We start from the raw sequence: 15,458 nt of genomic DNA, 5'->3' as shown, positions 1-15,458 counted from the left end.
GCCCTTTGAGGATTGGCGGTTTCTTCGTTGAGTTCGGGCATGGCCGCCTGATCCTCCGTGGAGGGTTCGGCGGCTTTGCCTGTATAGCCGACACGGTTGCCACGATTGGATGGTGGCAACGAACGGAAGGTATCTAGTGATGATCCAGAAGAACTGGCAGGAACTGATCAAGCCGAACAAGGTGGACTTCACCTCGTCTGGCCGTACCAAGGTAACGCTTGTTGCCGAACCTCTTGAGCGCGGCTTCGGCCTGACGCTCGGCAACGCGCTTCGTCGCGTGCTTCTGTCGTCGCTTCGCGGCGCTGCCGTCACGGCAGTCCAGATCGACGGCGTATTGCATGAATTCTCGTCGATCCCGGGTGTGCGGGAAGACGTGACGGACATCGTGCTCAACATCAAGGAAATCGCCATCAAGATGGATGGCGATGACGCAAAGCGCATGGTCGTGCGCAAGCAGGGCCCGGGCTCGGTCGTTGCCGGCGACATTCAGACGGTCGGCGATATCGAAATTCTGAACCCCGACCATGTCATCTGCACCCTCGACGAAGGTGCGGAAATCCGCATGGAATTCACGGTCAACAACGGCAAGGGTTATGTCCCGGCCGAGCGTAACCGTGCAGAAGATGCTCCGATCGGTCTCATCCCGGTCGACAGCCTCTATTCGCCGGTCAAGAAAGTGTCCTACAAGGTGGAAAACACCCGCGAAGGTCAGGTTCTTGACTACGACAAGCTGACCATGACCATCGAAACCGATGGCTCGGTCACGGGTGAAGACGCCGTAGCCTTTGCCGCCCGCATCCTTCAGGACCAGCTCTCGGTCTTCGTCAACTTCGACGAACCGCAGAAGGACGTCGAGGAAGAAGCCGTTACCGAACTCGCGTTCAACCCGGCACTCCTCAAGAAGGTCGACGAACTGGAACTTTCCGTCCGTTCGGCCAACTGCCTGAAGAACGACAACATCGTCTACATCGGCGACCTCATCCAGAAGACCGAGGCGGAAATGCTCCGTACTCCGAACTTTGGTCGTAAGTCGCTGAACGAGATCAAGGAAGTTCTGGCATCCATGGGCCTCCATCTGGGTATGGAAGTTCCCGCCTGGCCGCCGGAAAACATCGAAGATCTCGCCAAGCGTTACGAAGACCAGTACTGAAATCAACAAAGGCAGGTCTTGACTGCCTTTCCCCGTCAAACAGCGGGCCTCTCGTCGAAGACATGAGTGCCCGTATGTGCCAGGAAACGGCAGGCCGCACGAAGAGCGGATACCTGCATTAAAGGAGAATAGCCATGCGCCACGGAGTAGCCGGCCGCAAGCTCAACCGCACCGCAAGCCATCGTAAGGCGATGTTCGCCAACATGGCTGCTTCGCTCATCACTCATGAGCAGATCGTCACCACCCTGCCGAAGGCGAAGGAAATTCGCCCGATCGTCGAAAAGCTCGTCACGCTCGGCAAGCGCGGCGACCTGCACGCTCGTCGTCAGGCGATCTCGCAGATCCAGGACCAGGACGCTGTTCGCAAGCTGTTCGACGCCATCGCTTCGCGTTACGCAAACCGCAACGGCGGCTACCTGCGCATCATGAAGGCCGGCTTCCGCCAGGGCGACAATGCTGCCATGGCCGTCATCGAGTTCGTCGAACGCGACGTCGATGCCAAGGGCGCTGCCGACAAGGCTCGTGTTGCCGCTGAAGCAGACGCTGCCGAAGCCGCTTGATTTATCCGCATCGCGGATTTGAAAAAGCCGGGTGGAAACACCCGGCTTTTTTGTGTTTCGGGTTCGGGGAGGAAACGGATGATGTGGCGAGGTTGGTCTGAACGAAAGAGCCGCTTGATTGCCGCGGTCGCCGTCATCGCTGCCGGCCTTGCCTTGCGACGGTTCGGCTATGATCTGGGCCTGCCGTTCGTCGTCGTCAAATACGGCGGCTCGATACTCTGGGGCGCGATGGTTTATTTCCTCGTTGCGGCACTCTTGTATCGCCACAGCCGGACAGCAGTTCTCGCCTATTCGGTCACTGTCGCAATCTGCATAGAGATGCTGCGATTGTACCATGCTCCCTGGCTGGACGAGTTTCGCCTGACCACCGCCGGAGCGCTCTTGCTCGGACGCGTCTTCTCACTTTGGAATATCCTTGCCTATATGGCGGGCATCCTGATGGCATTTTGGCTGGATCGCCGCTTGAGGAAGACAAGATGACGGAAACCCGCATTCCATATTTCGATCATGCCGAGGTCGAGGTTGACGACATCGATCTTGAGGAGCCGGCGGCCGCGGCTTTGAAAGCGTTCCTTTGCCTCGATACCTCCAATCGTCTCGCAGACGCGCGCCATGTCTTCGCCTATTACGCAGATTTCCGGGCGCTCATCGGCGAAGGCGAGTGGCTGGATGACGAAATGGGAGTTGTATCAAACGCTTCCGAAATCTGGCGGCACGTTACGCCCGGCCCGGTCTTTGTCGAGAAAGGCAGGCGTGATGACGACAACTGCTACGTCGTCATGGAGGCCGAATGTGCCTGGGATCGGGAGCATGGCCTGATGATGGTCTGGCGCGGCGGCACGACGCTGTGCAAGGTCGGTGGCTACGATGGGCATATCACCAATGCCAATGCCTATGCCGACGACACGCTTGCGGACGTGGTATATCGCGCTGTCCATCCGCAGCATATGACGCGCTTGACGGATCCGTCCTGAAACAGATTTCGACTGCCTCTACCGAGTTGCCTGAGCCATCTTCGTTTTGCCGCGCTTCCAATCCAAAATCGGCCGTCGCACCGCCCGATAGGCCACCAGCAGCACGATCAGCGCGATATAGGTCGACGGTACCAGCGTTACCGATTTGACCGACAGGATGTAGTGGATCACCCCACCGATGGCGATCAGATAGATCAGCTTGTGCAGCTTGTTCCAGGCGCCGGATAGCTTGCGGATCGACCAGTTGTTGGAGGTTACCGCGAGCGGGATCAACAACAGCAGGCAGGCCATGCCGATGGTGATGTACCAGCGCTTGACGATGTCGCTCCAGACAGCGCCGAAATCGAAACGCAGGTCGAGCGACACGTAGACCGCCACATGCATCAACACATAATAGAAGGCGATCAGGCCAAGCGCACGCCGGTAGCGCATCCAGTTGATGCCGAACAGGTCACGGATCGGCGTGATCGCCAGCGTCGCGATGATGAACCTGAGCGCCCAGGTGCCGAGCAGGTGTTCGAATTCCTTGACCGGATTGAAACCCAGCGCGCCGGAATATGCGAGATAAAAATCCCAGACTGCCGGACAGAGCCCGATCACATACAGGGCCCAGATGCTGGCCTTGTGGTAGCGGCGAGGCAAGGCAGGGATGGAAACCATCAGTAATTCGCCTTCAGGTCCATGCCGTTATAGAGGCTCGCCACCTGCTCGGCATAGCCGTTGAAGGGCAGGGTGGGCCGACGATTGGAGCCGAAGAAGCCGCCTTCGCCGATGCGCTGTTCCGTCGCCTGGCTCCAGCGCGGATGATCGACCGCCGGGTTGACGTTGGAATAGAAGCCGTATTCGCGGGCGTTGGAATTCTTCCAGGTCGTCTGCGGCTGCTTGTCGACGAGCGAAATCCTGACGATCGACTTGATGCTCTTGAAGCCGTATTTCCACGGCACGACAAGCCGGATCGGCGCACCGTTGGCGTTCGGCAGGGTTTCACCGTAGAGGCCGACGGCAAGAATAGTCAGCGGATGGCGGGCTTCATCGAGGCGCAGCCCTTCGATATAGGGCCAGGGCAGGGCCTGGAAAAAGCCCTTCTGACCCGGCATTTCTTCCGGACGCACGACGGTCTCGAACGAGACATATTTCGCACTGCCGAGCGGCTCGACCTTGTCGAGCAATGCCGAAAGCGAAAAGCCGACCCACGGGATCGCCATCGACCAGCCTTCGACGCAGCGCATGCGATAGGTGCGGTCTTCGAGCGGCATCTTGAGCAGATCTTCCAGCCCGATTTCGGTCGGTTTGCCGACCATGCCATCGATCTTCACCGACCATGGGGTTGGCTTGAAGTCGCCGGAATTGGCGGCGGGGTCTTCCTTGTTGACGCCGAATTCGTAGAAATTGTTGTAGGTCGTCACCGCTTCCTTCGGCGTCAGCTTTTCGTCGAGCTTGTAGGCGCCGGGAGTGGTCGTCAGCGGCGCGGCAAAGGCCTCGCCCACGCCTGTCATCGCCAGACCGGCTGCAGCCGCCGCACCCATGAAATGGCGGCGCGACATGTAGATTTCGCGCGGGGTGATCTCCGAGGCTGAAATACGCGGCGGGCGATAGGCGGGCATGACGAATCTCCTTCAGGCAAACGCTGCCTTTTCCTCTCCATACGTAGCGCCAAACCAAACGGTTTCACAGCATGCGAAAATAGTGCGAAAGCCACGTTTGCGTGAAAATTCGTGCGATCCTTTGATGGAATAAACCGACGGGGAACTTCCGGCGGGTCTGTTTCATTTCCATCTTTAGAATGTCGCGCGCCAAGGAGTGCAATCCATGACGGACAATGCCTGGAATGCCGGATCAGCTGATGCTTTTGCTGATCGTGCCGAGAGACTGCGCCGCATTCGCCGTCTTTCCGGCATTGCCAGGCTGATGGATACCGCTATCGGCATTCCCGGCACGCGCATCCGCTTCGGCGCCGACTCCATCTTCGGCCTCATCCCGGTCATCGGCGATGCCGGCGGTGCGCTGGTCGGCCTTTACATCATCAACGAAGCCCGCCGCCTCGGCCTGCCGCCGGCCAAGCTCGTCCAGATGCTCGGCAATGTCGCCGCCGACAGCGTTCTCGGCAGCGTCCCACTCGCCGGCGACGTCTTCGACCTGTTCTTCAAATCCCACCGCCGCAACGTCCAGATGATCCTCGATCATTTCGGGGTCCATCCGGATGAGCTGAGAAGACAGTAGGTCCGCAATCTGAACCGTACCGCTTTGGCCTGTCGTGATAGTGACATGTTTTAGGGGTTGCGCTAGGAAAGCCGCAAAACCCGAGGGCTTTTGCGCGTCTGCCGGTAAAGCGGTAGACTGCAGCGAGCCCGCAAGAAGCGATCGAGGACAACACCATGCCAGCTTATCGTTCGAGAACCACCACCCACGGCCGCAACATGGCGGGTGCGCGCGGCCTTTGGCGCGCTACGGGCATGAAGGATTCGGATTTCGGCAAGCCGATCATCGCGGTGGTGAATTCCTTCACCCAGTTCGTACCCGGCCACGTCCATCTGAAGGATCTTGGCCAGCTCGTTGCCCGCGAGATCGAGGCGGCCGGCGGCGTCGCCAAGGAATTCAACACGATCGCCGTCGATGACGGCATCGCCATGGGCCATGACGGCATGCTCTACTCGCTGCCGTCGCGCGAAATCATCGCCGACTCGGTAGAATACATGGTCAATGCGCACTGCGCCGACGCCATGGTCTGCATCTCGAACTGCGACAAGATCACCCCCGGCATGCTGAACGCCGCGATGCGCCTCAACATCCCGGCCGTCTTCGTCTCGGGCGGTCCGATGGAAGCCGGCAAGGTCGTCCTGAAGGGCAAGACCCATTCGCTCGACCTGATCGACGCCATGGTCGCCGCCGCCGACGACAAGATAAGCGATGAGGATGTTGCCGTCATCGAACGCTCGGCCTGTCCGACCTGCGGTTCCTGCTCCGGCATGTTCACCGCCAATTCGATGAACTGCCTCACCGAAGCGCTCGGCCTGTCGCTTCCTGGCAATGGCTCGACGCTCGCCACCCATGCGGATCGCAAGCGCCTGTTCGTCGAAGCCGGTCACCTGATCGTCGATCTCGCCCGCCGCCATTACGAGCAGGAGGATTACAACGTCCTGCCGCGTTCGATCGCCACCAAACAGGCCTTCGAGAACGCCATGGCGCTCGACATCGCCATGGGTGGCTCGACCAATACGGTTCTGCATATCCTTGCTGCAGCCTACGAAGGCGAGGTTGATTTTAATCTGGACGATATCGACCGCCTGTCGCGCAAGGTGCCTTGCCTGTCGAAGGTCGCGCCCGCCAAGAGCGACGTTCACATGGAAGACGTCCACCGCGCCGGCGGCATCATGTCGATCTTGGGCGAACTGGATAAGGGCGGCATCCTGAACCGCGACTGCTACACCGTGCATGCCGAAACGCTGGGCGATGCGATCGATCGCTGGGACATCACCCGCACCAATAGCGAAACGGTCCGCAACTTCTTCAAGGCTGCTCCGGGCGGCATCCCGACCCAGGTCGCCTTCAGCCAGAACGCCCGCTGGGACGAGCTCGATACCGACCGCATCGGCGGCGTCATCCGCTCGGTCGAACATCCCTTCTCGAAGGATGGCGGCCTTGCCGTGCTGAGCGGCAATATCGCGCTCGACGGCTGCATCGTGAAGACGGCCGGCGTCGATGAATCGATCCTGAAATTCACCGGCCCGGCGCGCGTCTTCGAAAGCCAGGATGCCGCAGTCAAGTCGATCCTCTCCAACGAGATCGTTGCCGGCGACGTCGTGGTCATCATCTACGAAGGCCCGAAGGGCGGCCCGGGCATGCAGGAAATGCTCTATCCGACCAGCTACCTGAAGTCGAAGGGCCTCGGAAAAGCCTGCGCGCTCATCACCGACGGCCGCTTCTCCGGCGGCACGTCCGGCCTCTCCATCGGCCATTGCTCGCCGGAAGCCGCCAACGGCGGCACGATCGGCCTCGTGCGCGAAGGCGATACGATCGAGATCGACATCCCGAACCGCACGATCAACCTCAAGGTTTCGGAAGCGGTGCTCGCAGAGCGTCGCGCTGAACAGGATGCAGCCGGCTGGAAGCCGTCGCAGCCGCGCAAGCGCAACGTCACGACGGCGCTGAAGGCCTATGCCGCTTTTGCTTCCAGCGCCGACAAGGGCGCGGTTCGCATTCTGCCGGAGTAAGAACGAAGCATACTTCGATCAATCCAAGGGCGCCGTCGGTTTTTCCGGCGGCGCTTTGTGCTATATGCGATATCGCTGCTGCCGAGAGGACATGGGATGTCTGAGATTCATCGTATTACGTTCGACCCGAATATTTGCTCTGGGCGCCCCTCTATTCGCGGTCTTCGTATCCGGGTAAAAGACGTTTTGGAGCTTCTGGCTTCGGGAGCAAGCCATGAAGAGATACTGGAAGATTATCCTCTTCTAGAGCCGGCAGATATCGTTGCAGCGCTCGAATACGCCGCCCGTCAGAGCGATCACGTCGTGCTGCGTGTCGCTTGACGCATTTTCTGGTCGATGCTCAGCTTCCGCCATTGTTGGCCCGCTGGCTTATCGAGCATGGCCACCAGGCTGAGCATGTTTCCGATATCGGTCTGCAGTCGTCTTCCGACCGGCAGATATGGGAATATGCTTTCGGCATCGAAGCGGGTGATCGTCAGTAAGGATGAGGATTTCGCACAACGACGAGCGGTGACGCTATCGGGGCCCTCCATCGTCTGGATCCGGCTGCCGAATACCAGAAGCCGCGATCTGTTGCGTTGGTTCGATAAGGCGCTTCCTGAAATCGTCACCTCGCTCGAGGCGGGCGAGGTGATTGCCGAGGTCCTGTGAGCAGCAACAGGCGCTAGAGCGGCCGTTCCAAATTCTTATACGCCTCGTCCAACTGTTTCAGCCGCTCGGCATAGGCCGCGCGGATGCATTCGACATCCTCGGCGCAGGCCTGGCGTTTCTTCAGCCAGGCGCTCTGCTCGTCCCGCAGCTTGTCGCGATTGCCCATGGCCAGCAGGCTGGTCAGGATGTCGAATGTCGTCACCATCTTCACATCGGCGTCGTTCAGCGAGCGGGTGTCACAGATGACCTTTTCGTCGGCAGCCAGATTGGCCTTGTCGCAGTCGAAGCTTGCCGCAGACGACGTACGGGGCAGGGCGGGCAATGCCAACCCCAATACAAGGGCGGCGAGGGCGGTTGCGGTAAGGATCTGTTTCATGGGCCTGCACTCCTGTTGCCTGTGGAGCCGGCTCAGAGGTATTTCGACAGGCTCCACAGAAGGAAGATGAGGCAGGCAAGCCAGATGGCAAGGATGAAGACGAGGCCGGTGCGGCTGATCGGGCGCTCCGCCCGCCGTGATGCCTCGGCACGAAACTCCGCCATCAGGGAGGGCCGGATCAGCCGGATTGCCAGCATGATGCCGAGCGGCACGATGAGGAGATCGTCGAGATAACCGAGCACCGGCACGAAATCCGGAATGAGGTCGATCGGTGAGAGCGCGTAGGCCGCGACGGCGCTGGCGACCAGTTTCGTATGGATCGGCACGCGCGGATCGCGCGCCGCAATCCAGAGGGCGATGACATCGCGCTTCAGGATCTTTGCCCAGTGTTTGGCTTTCGTCAGCAGTTCCATTGGCGTCTCTCCGGCCCGCGCCTATATAGCACGTTCAACTGGCGGATTTCCGCCATCTTCTCCCAGATTCGGCCACCTTTCTTTTCCAGCGTGCCGCGCTACAAACTGTTCCGGATTTTTTGAATGAGGAATCATATGCTGACCCTGCTGAAGCGCGTGTCGATCGGTCTTCTGGCCTTTGGCCTTCTGTTTCCCGCCAGCGCTTTTGCGCAGGAAAAGACGGTGCCGCAGAGCCGGCAGGAGATGCAGCTCTCCTTCTCGCCGCTCGTCAAGCAGACCGCCGGCGCCGTCGTCAACGTCTATGCCGAGCGCGTCGTGCAGCGGCTCAATCCGTTTGCCGGCGATCCCTTCTTCGAACAGTTCTTCGGCCAGCGCATGCCGAACCGGTCCGAGAAACAGTCTTCGCTCGGCTCCGGCGTCATCCTCTCGCAGGAAGGGCTGGTCGTGACGAACAACCACGTCATCGAGGGCGCAGACGACATCAAGATCGCGCTCGCCGATGGCCGTGAATTCCCTTGCGAAGTGCTGTTGAAGGACGAAAGCATCGACCTTGCCGTGCTGCGCATCAAGGCCAAGGAACAGTTCCCGGTCCTGCCGCTCGGCGATTCCGACAGGACCGAGGTCGGTGATCTCGTGCTCGCCATCGGCAACCCGTTCGGCGTCGGCCAGACGGTGACGAGCGGCATCGTCTCCGCGCTTGCCCGCAACCAGGTGAAATCCGGCGATTTCGGCTTCTTCATCCAGACGGATGCCTCGATCAATCCCGGCAATTCCGGCGGCGCGCTGATGAACATGAACGGCGAGCTGATCGGCATTAATACTGCGATCTTCTCGCGCGGCGGTGGTTCGAACGGTATTGGCTTTGCCATCCCGTCCAACCTCGTAAAAGTTTTCCTGGCGGCTGCAGCGGAAGGCCAGAAGGAATTCGCGCGGCCTTACGTCGGCGCGACCTTCGATGCCGTCACTTCTGACGTTGCGGAAGCGCTTGGCCTCAAGACCGCCCGCGGCGCGCTGGTCGTGCGTGTCGTCGAAGGCGGCCCGGCCGATCGTGCGGGTCTCAAGGCCGGCGAGATCGTCACCGCCGTCAACGGCATCCCGGTCGAACATCCGGATGCCTTCGGTTATCGCATCACCACCGCAGGCCTTGGCAAGAAGGCGAATTTGACGGTCCAGACCAGTGATGGCCAGCGGCAGGTCTCGATCGCGCTCGATACCGCGCCGGAAACGACGCCGAAGGACGAGCGCGTGCTGGATGGCCGCAATCCGTTTGCCGGCCTGCATGTCGCCAATCTCTCGCCGCGGCTCGCGACCGAGATGAGAATGCCGGCAGAGAAGGCCGGTGTAATCGTTACCGATGTCGCCCGCGGCTCGCCGTCTGCCCGCTACGGCTTCCAGCCGAAGGACATCGTCATCTCGCTTAACGGCACGACTGTCACCAACACCAAGGCGCTTGAAGCCATGCTGGATAGCGATCCGGGCTTCTGGCGCGTCGAGATCGAGCGTGACGGCCAGCGCATCCGGCAGTTCTTTCGATGAGCAGTAGAGAAGCATGAGCGGAGATCTTTTCGCGCCAAAGGTTCCCGATGAGGTCGCCAACCGGCGGCCTCTCGCTGATCGTCTGCGGCCGAAAACGCTGTCCGAAGTCACAGGCCAGCCGCATCTGACGGGTGAGGACGGCGCGCTTCGCCGCATGATCGATTCCGGTTCGCTCGGCTCGATGATTTTTTGGGGGCCGCCCGGCACCGGCAAGACGACAGTTGCCCGGCTTCTCTCCGGGGAGGCGGGCCTTGCTTTCGAACAGATCTCGGCGATCTTTTCCGGCGTCGCGGATCTGAAGAAGGTTTTCGAAACCGCCCGCCTGCGCCGCATGGATGGTCGTCAGACGCTGCTGTTCGTCGACGAGATCCATCGCTTCAACCGCGCCCAGCAGGACAGTTTCCTGCCCGTCATGGAAGACGGTACCGTCATCCTCGTCGGCGCCACCACGGAAAATCCGAGCTTCGAGCTCAACGCCGCTCTTCTGTCGCGGGCGAGGGTTCTGACTTTCCGCAGCCATGACGAGGAAAGCCTCAGCGAACTCCTGCAACGTGCTGAAGAGACCGAACAAAAGCCGCTGCCGCTGGATGACGATGCCCGCGCCAGCCTCGTCCGCATGGCGGATGGCGATGGCCGCGCGGTCCTGACGCTGGCGGAAGAAGTCTGGCGTGCCGCCCGGCCCGGCGAAGTCTTCGACACGGCCGGCCTGACAGCGATCGTCCAGCGCCGCGCCCCGGTCTACGACAAGGCGCAGGACGGCCACTATAACCTGATCTCGGCGCTGCATAAGTCGGTGCGCGGTTCGGATCCCGATGCGGCGCTCTATTATCTCGCCCGCATGTTCGATGCCGGCGAAGACCCGCTTTATCTCGGCCGGCGGCTGGTGCGCATGGCGGTGGAGGATATCGGCCTTGCCGATCCGCAGGCGCTGGTCGTCTGCAATGCCGCCAAGGACGCCTATGACTATCTCGGCTCGCCGGAAGGCGAACTGGCGCTGGCTCAGGCCTGCGTCTACCTCGCCACGGCGCCGAAGTCGAATGCGGTGTATAACGCCTTCAAGGCCGCCACCATGGCCGCCAAGCAGAACGGCTCGCTGCTGCCGCCGAAGCATATCCTGAATGCGCCGACCAAGCTGATGAAGGGCGAGGGATATGGCGACGGCTACCGTTACGACCACGATGAGCCGGACGCTTTCTCGGGCCAGGATTATTTCCCGGAGAGAATGGGCCGGCAGACATTCTACGAACCGGTGGAACGCGGTTTCGAACGGGAAATCCGGAAACGGCTGGACTGGTGGTCGAAGCTGCGCAAGGACCGCAACGCCGACTGACGTCAGGTAAGATGGCTCAGGACGCCTTCTGCGAGATCACGTTTGCCGGTGCTGCCAATATCTTGACGGATGATTCCGCCAGGCCGTGATGACCTTCCATATCGACGATCACGAACCAATGGCCGTTTTCCGGAATGACCAGACGGATCGGTGAACGCTTGGCGACGCCACCGACATATTTGAAATCCAGCCGTTCGTTGAATCGCTGGAAGTTCACGGCAGTCATCAGGCGCACGTTATTGACCGCACTCAGCGTCACTTCGATCGTCGTGCCGGCGCGTTGCGGCTTCAGATCGTAATGCGTGAATCGGAAACTCGGAGCGGCCATTCCTGCCTCGTTGGTGTCGGTAGAGAAAGTTCATCAATCCTAACGGTACGTCGTTAACGAAGCGTGGAACCATGAGGTTACTCAAGTGTTAGTATAGCGAAGGATCAATCGGCATGGTCTGAAAACGACACGGTGCCGACCTTGATAACATGGTGGCTTTCGTCCCCTGCAGCCGCCGAACAACAATAAATAGTGACCTCCAAAACTCAGATCCCGCCACCACCCCGTGGCGGGATTTCTTTTGTTTGGTCACCGGCTGGTGTCCTTGTTTTTCAATGGGCTGCGGCCGTTTGGTGAATCGGATCGGCAGCCGCTTGAATCAGTTTCTGAGGTTTTCTCGGTCGAGCTGGATGGTTAGTGCCAGCACGGTCTCGCAGGTCGGCGTCGGTATTCCGGCAAGCTTGCCGAGCGCCACGACCATGCCGGTCAGCGGCACGATTTCCAGAGGTTTTCCACCGATAAGATCCTGCAGCATCGAGGTTCGCACAGGCCCATAGCCGCCGGCGCGGTTGACGAGGGCGCCGACATCGTCCTTCAGCACAGCACCCAGCGCTTCACCCACGGCCTTGGTTTCCGACATGACCTGCGCCACTTGCGCAGCCACGGCGGGGTTCGCCATCATGTCGTTCATCCGCGCACGGGTCAGCGCGCTGATCGGGTTATAGGCGGCATTGCCCATCAGCTTGGTCCACAGGACATCGCGGATGCGGTCGCTCTGTGTAATGGTGATGCCCGCTCGGCCGAGCAGTTCCGAAATCGCCGCAAGATCCGCCGACATTTCTCCCGACGGCTCGCCGAGGTGGAAACGCCCGTCGCCGTTGAGCTGCACGGTGCCCGGTTCGATGACTTCCGCACCCTGATAGGCAACGCAGCCGATCGCGCGTTCGGGGCCGATCAGAGACCAGAGCTTGCCGTCCGGATCGACTTCCGGAAGTTGCCGTTCCGCATGGCCGCTTTGTTCGTCCCGGTGAAAGTACCACCAGGGAATGCCGTTCAGAATGTTGATGACGCGGGTGCCGTCCTTCAGCAGGCCGGCAACGCCGTCCGCTGCTTCGGCAAGCTGATGGCCCTTGAGGCCGGTGATGACGAGGTCCTGTTTCGGCAATTCGGACGGGTCGTTGGTCGCGGTAACCCGCGCATGCACCGGATCGCTATCCTGCTTGACGATGGTCAGGCCTTTTTCGCGGATGGCGGCCAGATGCGCGCCCCGCGCCACGACCGATACGTTGACCTCGTCGCCCAATCCATTGGCGATCTTCGCCGCAAACGCGCCGCCAAGCGCGCCTGCACCGTAGATGCAGATATTCCTGATCGTCATGCTTTCGCTCCGCTTATATGCAGTGCGATAGACTTAGAGCGTTGCAGGCTTCCTGACGAACGAGTTTTTGTGATGGATCAGTGGGGGCGATGGCCTGGCAGAAGTTCCGTACGGCGCAATTCGTCGATCGCGGCGACTGCGTCTTCCGCCGACCATCCAGCCTTGACGGCGGCGGCGATCATCTTCACCTCGGCTTCTTCTTCGAGGGCAAGGAACAACGGCTCAAGGGCTTCCTGAACGGTCAGGATATGGTCGTCCGGCGAAGTTACGGACGCGCGTGCGGCAGTCGTAGGCATGATACGCTGTGCTCCCTCTCTTTTGTGATCGAATCTTGACAATCGCCGAGACGCGAAAAAGTTCCGCCCAAGTTGTGGAAAATTTCACTTAAGGGATTTCCAGCCACGGATGCTTGTCCTTTTGCCAAGCCTCTGCCTACTTGCACAGCTAAAATAGCATTGATTCGGGCAGTCACATGCTGCCCGCGGCACAAGCCGATGCCCCTAAGGGGGATGCCAAGGAGATTGCGATGACGGACGGCAAGAAATTCCAGATCACCGAGATGCGGCCGAAGATCACCGTCATCGGCGTCGGCGGCGGCGGCGGCAATGCGATCAACAACATGATTGTCGAGGAGCTGGAAGGCGTCGAGTTCATTGCAGCCAATACCGATGCGCAGGTTCTGGCCACCTCCAAGGCGTCGCGCCGCATCCAGCTCGGCGCCAACGTCACGGAAGGCCTCGGCGCCGGTTCGCTGCCGGAAGTCGGCCGTGCGGCAGCCGAAGAGTCGATCGACGAGATCATGGATCATCTCGCCGGCTCGCATATGTGCTTTGTCACCGCCGGCATGGGCGGCGGCACCGGCACCGGTGCAGCCCCCGTCATCGCCCAGGCGGCCCGCAATGCCGGCATCCTGACGGTCGGCGTTGTCACCAAGCCGTTCACCTTCGAAGGCAACCGTCGCATGAAGATGGCCGATGCCGGCATTGAGGAACTGCGCCGCGCCGCAGACACCGTCATCGTCATTCCCAACCAGAACCTTTTCCGTATCGCCGATGCCAAGACCACATTCGCAGACGCGTTCATGACCGCCGACAAGGTGCTGTTTGCCGGCGTCAGCTGTGTTACCGACCTGATCGTCAAGGAAGGCCTGATCAACCTCGACTTCGCCGACGTGAAGTCGGTCATGAAGGGCATGGGCCGCGCGATGATGGGCACCGGCGAAGCCTCCGGCGATGGCCGCGCGCTGACCGCCGCTGAAGCCGCGATCGCCAATCCGCTGCTCGACGATATCTCGATGAAGGGCGCCAAGGGCGTGCTGATCTCGATCTCCGGCGGTTCCGACATGACACTGTTCGAAGTCGACGAAGCTGCAAGCCGCATCCGCGACGAAGTGCTGGATGAAGCCGACATCGTCGTCGGCGCGATCTTCGACCGCAATCTCGACGGCAAGTTCCGCGTCTCCGTCGTAGCGACCGGCCTTGATGGCGGCGGCGCGCCGGCGACCGCCGGAGCTGCAGGCATCCAGTCGGTGCCGCGCATCCTTCAGTAGGCCATCGACCTGGCCAGACCGATCTCTTCGCGCCCTCCGCAGGTTTCCGCCTTCGGGGGGCGTTTTCGTCTTTTCATTGTCATCTGCCGCCGATATAGGTCGCGGCCCGTTTGACCTGTATTTCGTTTCATCTGTTTTTACACCCGAGGCCGATTTATCGCCTGCGGGTTGCTTGCTATTGGAGGAATTCGCATGGACTGGACGAATGTTGCCGCCCATTGGGAAGCAAATGCCGAAAACTGGACCATTTATTCCCGGGCCGGTTATGACATCTATCGCGATGCGCTGAACACTCCCGCATTTCTGGAACTGCTGCCGCCGGTCGCCGGATTGAAAGGCCTCGATCTTGGCTGCGGCGAGGGAACCAATACCCGCGCCGTCGCCAAACTCGGCGCCACCATGACCGGCCTCGACATCGCACCGACCTTCCTGCGTTATGCCCGCGAGACCGAAGCGCAGGACCCACTCGGCATCGCTTATGTGGAGGGCAATGGCGAGACGATCGACTTTCCGGACGCGACATTCGATTTCGTCACCGCCTTCATGTCGATGATGGACATGGCCAACCAGCGGCAGGTGCTGAAAGGCGTGCACCGCGTCCTGAAGCCCGGCGGTTTCCTGCAGTTCTCCATCCTGCATCCCTGCTTCGTGCCGCCGAGCCGCAAGAACATTCGCGACGAGACGGGCGAGGCGGTCGCCGTGCAGATTTCCGACTATTTCGATGAGGCGGACGGCAAGGTGGAGCGTTGGACCTTCTCCTCCATTCCAAAAGAGGAGGCCGCGACGTTGAAGCCATTCTCCATCCCGCGCTTCCATCGCACTCTCACCACCTGGGTCTCGATGATCGTCGAGGCAGGCCTGACGATCCAGGCCTTTGGCGAGCCGATGGCGTCGGAAGAGGTGGCACGCGCCGAGCCGGTGGTCGCCGATACCCGTGTTGCGCCGATCTTCCTGCATATCCGGGCGGGCAAGAACTGATCGGCCCAAAAACCACCGGCCGATGTCACTAAGCCGTGAGGCCGTAACCGGACAGCCTCCGGCACCGAATTCCCTTGTGACGGC

Annotated in this window: 20 protein-coding genes; 13 read left to right on the top strand and 7 right to left on the bottom strand. The window is 60.6% G+C overall.

The features are described 5' to 3' along the window. The first annotated feature begins 139 nt into the window (after positions 1–139). From KX729_RS02295 to KX729_RS02280, 4 genes are all read left to right on the top strand, one after another. Positions 140–1,150, top strand: coding sequence for a DNA-directed RNA polymerase subunit alpha (locus tag KX729_RS02295; RefSeq protein ID WP_219740814.1), 1,011 nt, complete (start codon positions 140–142; stop codon positions 1,148–1,150). Between the two features lie 134 nt (positions 1,151–1,284). Then, positions 1,285–1,710: a 50S ribosomal protein L17 gene (gene rplQ, locus KX729_RS02290; RefSeq protein ID WP_219740813.1), complete on the top strand. Its 426-nt coding sequence runs from the start codon at positions 1,285–1,287 to the stop codon at positions 1,708–1,710. A 78-nt stretch (positions 1,711–1,788) separates the two neighbouring features. Further along, entirely contained in the window at positions 1,789–2,190 is a 402-nt protein-coding gene (locus KX729_RS02285; protein WP_376775913.1) for a ribosomal maturation YjgA family protein, read from the top strand. Beyond that, positions 2,187–2,684, top strand: coding sequence for a DUF6985 domain-containing protein (locus tag KX729_RS02280; protein ID WP_219740812.1), 498 nt, complete (start codon positions 2,187–2,189; stop codon positions 2,682–2,684). The genes KX729_RS02285 and KX729_RS02280 overlap by 4 nt, the downstream gene beginning before the upstream one ends. 18 nt (positions 2,685–2,702) lie before the next feature. Here KX729_RS02280 and msrQ read toward each other — a convergent pair whose 3' ends face one another. Both msrQ and msrP read right to left on the bottom strand, forming a co-directional pair. Then, the gene (gene msrQ, locus KX729_RS02275; RefSeq protein ID WP_219740811.1) at positions 2,703–3,344 is read right to left on the bottom strand and encodes a protein-methionine-sulfoxide reductase heme-binding subunit MsrQ; all 642 of its coding nucleotides are present in this window, start codon (positions 3,342–3,344) and stop codon (positions 2,703–2,705) included. Beyond that, positions 3,344–4,288: a protein-methionine-sulfoxide reductase catalytic subunit MsrP gene (gene msrP / locus KX729_RS02270; protein WP_219740810.1), complete on the bottom strand. Its 945-nt coding sequence runs from the start codon at positions 4,286–4,288 to the stop codon at positions 3,344–3,346. The genes msrQ and msrP overlap by 1 nt, the downstream gene beginning before the upstream one ends. Before the next feature lie 205 nt (positions 4,289–4,493). Between msrP and KX729_RS02265 the strand changes: the two genes are divergently transcribed. The 5 genes from KX729_RS02265 to KX729_RS02245 all read left to right on the top strand — a co-directional run bounded on the left by KX729_RS02265 (position 4,494) and on the right by KX729_RS02245 (position 7,546). Then, positions 4,494–4,904 carry a DUF4112 domain-containing protein gene (locus KX729_RS02265; protein ID WP_219740809.1) on the top strand — a complete coding sequence of 137 codons (411 nt, stop codon included), beginning with the start codon at positions 4,494–4,496 and terminating at the stop codon, positions 4,902–4,904. A 155-nt stretch (positions 4,905–5,059) separates the two neighbouring features. Then, the gene (gene ilvD / locus KX729_RS02260) at positions 5,060–6,895 is read left to right on the top strand and encodes a dihydroxy-acid dehydratase (protein WP_219740808.1); all 1,836 of its coding nucleotides are present in this window, start codon (positions 5,060–5,062) and stop codon (positions 6,893–6,895) included. A gap of 96 nt (positions 6,896–6,991) precedes the next feature. Then, entirely contained in the window at positions 6,992–7,216 is a 225-nt protein-coding gene (locus KX729_RS02255; RefSeq protein WP_219740807.1) for a DUF433 domain-containing protein, read from the top strand. Next, positions 7,213–7,377, top strand: a complete 165-nt coding sequence (locus tag KX729_RS34515; protein ID WP_219740806.1) for a DUF5615 family PIN-like protein — start codon at positions 7,213–7,215, stop codon at positions 7,375–7,377. Before KX729_RS02255 ends, KX729_RS34515 begins: the two co-directional genes overlap by 4 nt. Continuing rightward, positions 7,343–7,546: a DUF5615 family PIN-like protein gene (locus KX729_RS02245; RefSeq protein WP_246617351.1), complete on the top strand. Its 204-nt coding sequence runs from the start codon at positions 7,343–7,345 to the stop codon at positions 7,544–7,546. Before KX729_RS34515 ends, KX729_RS02245 begins: the two co-directional genes overlap by 35 nt. A gap of 13 nt (positions 7,547–7,559) precedes the next feature. Here KX729_RS02245 and KX729_RS02240 read toward each other — a convergent pair whose 3' ends face one another. Together KX729_RS02240 and KX729_RS02235 are read right to left on the bottom strand one after the other, a co-directional pair. Continuing rightward, on the bottom strand, positions 7,560–7,922 hold the full coding sequence (locus tag KX729_RS02240; protein WP_219740805.1) for a lysozyme inhibitor LprI family protein: 363 nt from the start codon (positions 7,920–7,922) through the stop codon (positions 7,560–7,562). Between the two features lie 32 nt (positions 7,923–7,954). Beyond that, complete coding sequence (locus KX729_RS02235) at positions 7,955–8,335, bottom strand: YkvA family protein (protein ID WP_219740804.1); 381 nt, start codon at positions 8,333–8,335, stop codon at positions 7,955–7,957. 135 nt (positions 8,336–8,470) lie between these two features. On the opposite strand from KX729_RS02235, the gene KX729_RS02230 reads away from it, so the two are divergent. Continuing rightward, positions 8,471–9,871, top strand: a complete 1,401-nt coding sequence (locus KX729_RS02230; protein ID WP_219741198.1) for a DegQ family serine endoprotease — start codon at positions 8,471–8,473, stop codon at positions 9,869–9,871. Between the two features lie 13 nt (positions 9,872–9,884). Further along, the gene (locus KX729_RS02225; RefSeq protein WP_219740803.1) at positions 9,885–11,201 is read left to right on the top strand and encodes a replication-associated recombination protein A; all 1,317 of its coding nucleotides are present in this window, start codon (positions 9,885–9,887) and stop codon (positions 11,199–11,201) included. 16 nt (positions 11,202–11,217) lie between these two features. On the opposite strand, the gene KX729_RS02220 is transcribed toward KX729_RS02225, so the two are convergent. The 3 genes from KX729_RS02220 to KX729_RS02210 all read right to left on the bottom strand — a co-directional run bounded on the left by KX729_RS02220 (position 11,218) and on the right by KX729_RS02210 (position 13,143). After that, positions 11,218–11,529 (bottom strand): DUF1883 domain-containing protein, encoded by a 312-nt coding sequence (locus KX729_RS02220; protein WP_219740802.1) that lies wholly within the window; start codon positions 11,527–11,529, stop codon positions 11,218–11,220. A 319-nt stretch (positions 11,530–11,848) separates the two neighbouring features. Next, entirely contained in the window at positions 11,849–12,847 is a 999-nt protein-coding gene (locus KX729_RS02215) for a ketopantoate reductase family protein (RefSeq protein ID WP_219740801.1), read from the bottom strand. Between the two features lie 77 nt (positions 12,848–12,924). Beyond that, entirely contained in the window at positions 12,925–13,143 is a 219-nt protein-coding gene (locus KX729_RS02210) for a hypothetical protein (protein ID WP_219740800.1), read from the bottom strand. A gap of 230 nt (positions 13,144–13,373) precedes the next feature. Between KX729_RS02210 and ftsZ the strand changes: the two genes are divergently transcribed. Together ftsZ and KX729_RS02200 are read left to right on the top strand one after the other, a co-directional pair. Continuing rightward, the gene (ftsZ, locus tag KX729_RS02205; protein ID WP_219740799.1) at positions 13,374–14,396 is read left to right on the top strand and encodes a cell division protein FtsZ; all 1,023 of its coding nucleotides are present in this window, start codon (positions 13,374–13,376) and stop codon (positions 14,394–14,396) included. 192 nt (positions 14,397–14,588) lie between these two features. Next, entirely contained in the window at positions 14,589–15,374 is a 786-nt protein-coding gene (locus KX729_RS02200) for a class I SAM-dependent methyltransferase (RefSeq protein ID WP_219740798.1), read from the top strand. Positions 15,375–15,458: the final 84 nt, after the last annotated feature.

The sequence above is a fragment of the Neorhizobium populisoli genome, assembly GCF_019430945.1.
In the GTDB taxonomy this organism is placed as follows: Bacteria; Pseudomonadota; Alphaproteobacteria; order Rhizobiales; family Rhizobiaceae; genus Neorhizobium; species Neorhizobium populisoli.
The sequence above is the reverse complement of the archived record's forward strand: the minus strand, read 5'-3'. Positions and strand labels throughout refer to the sequence as shown.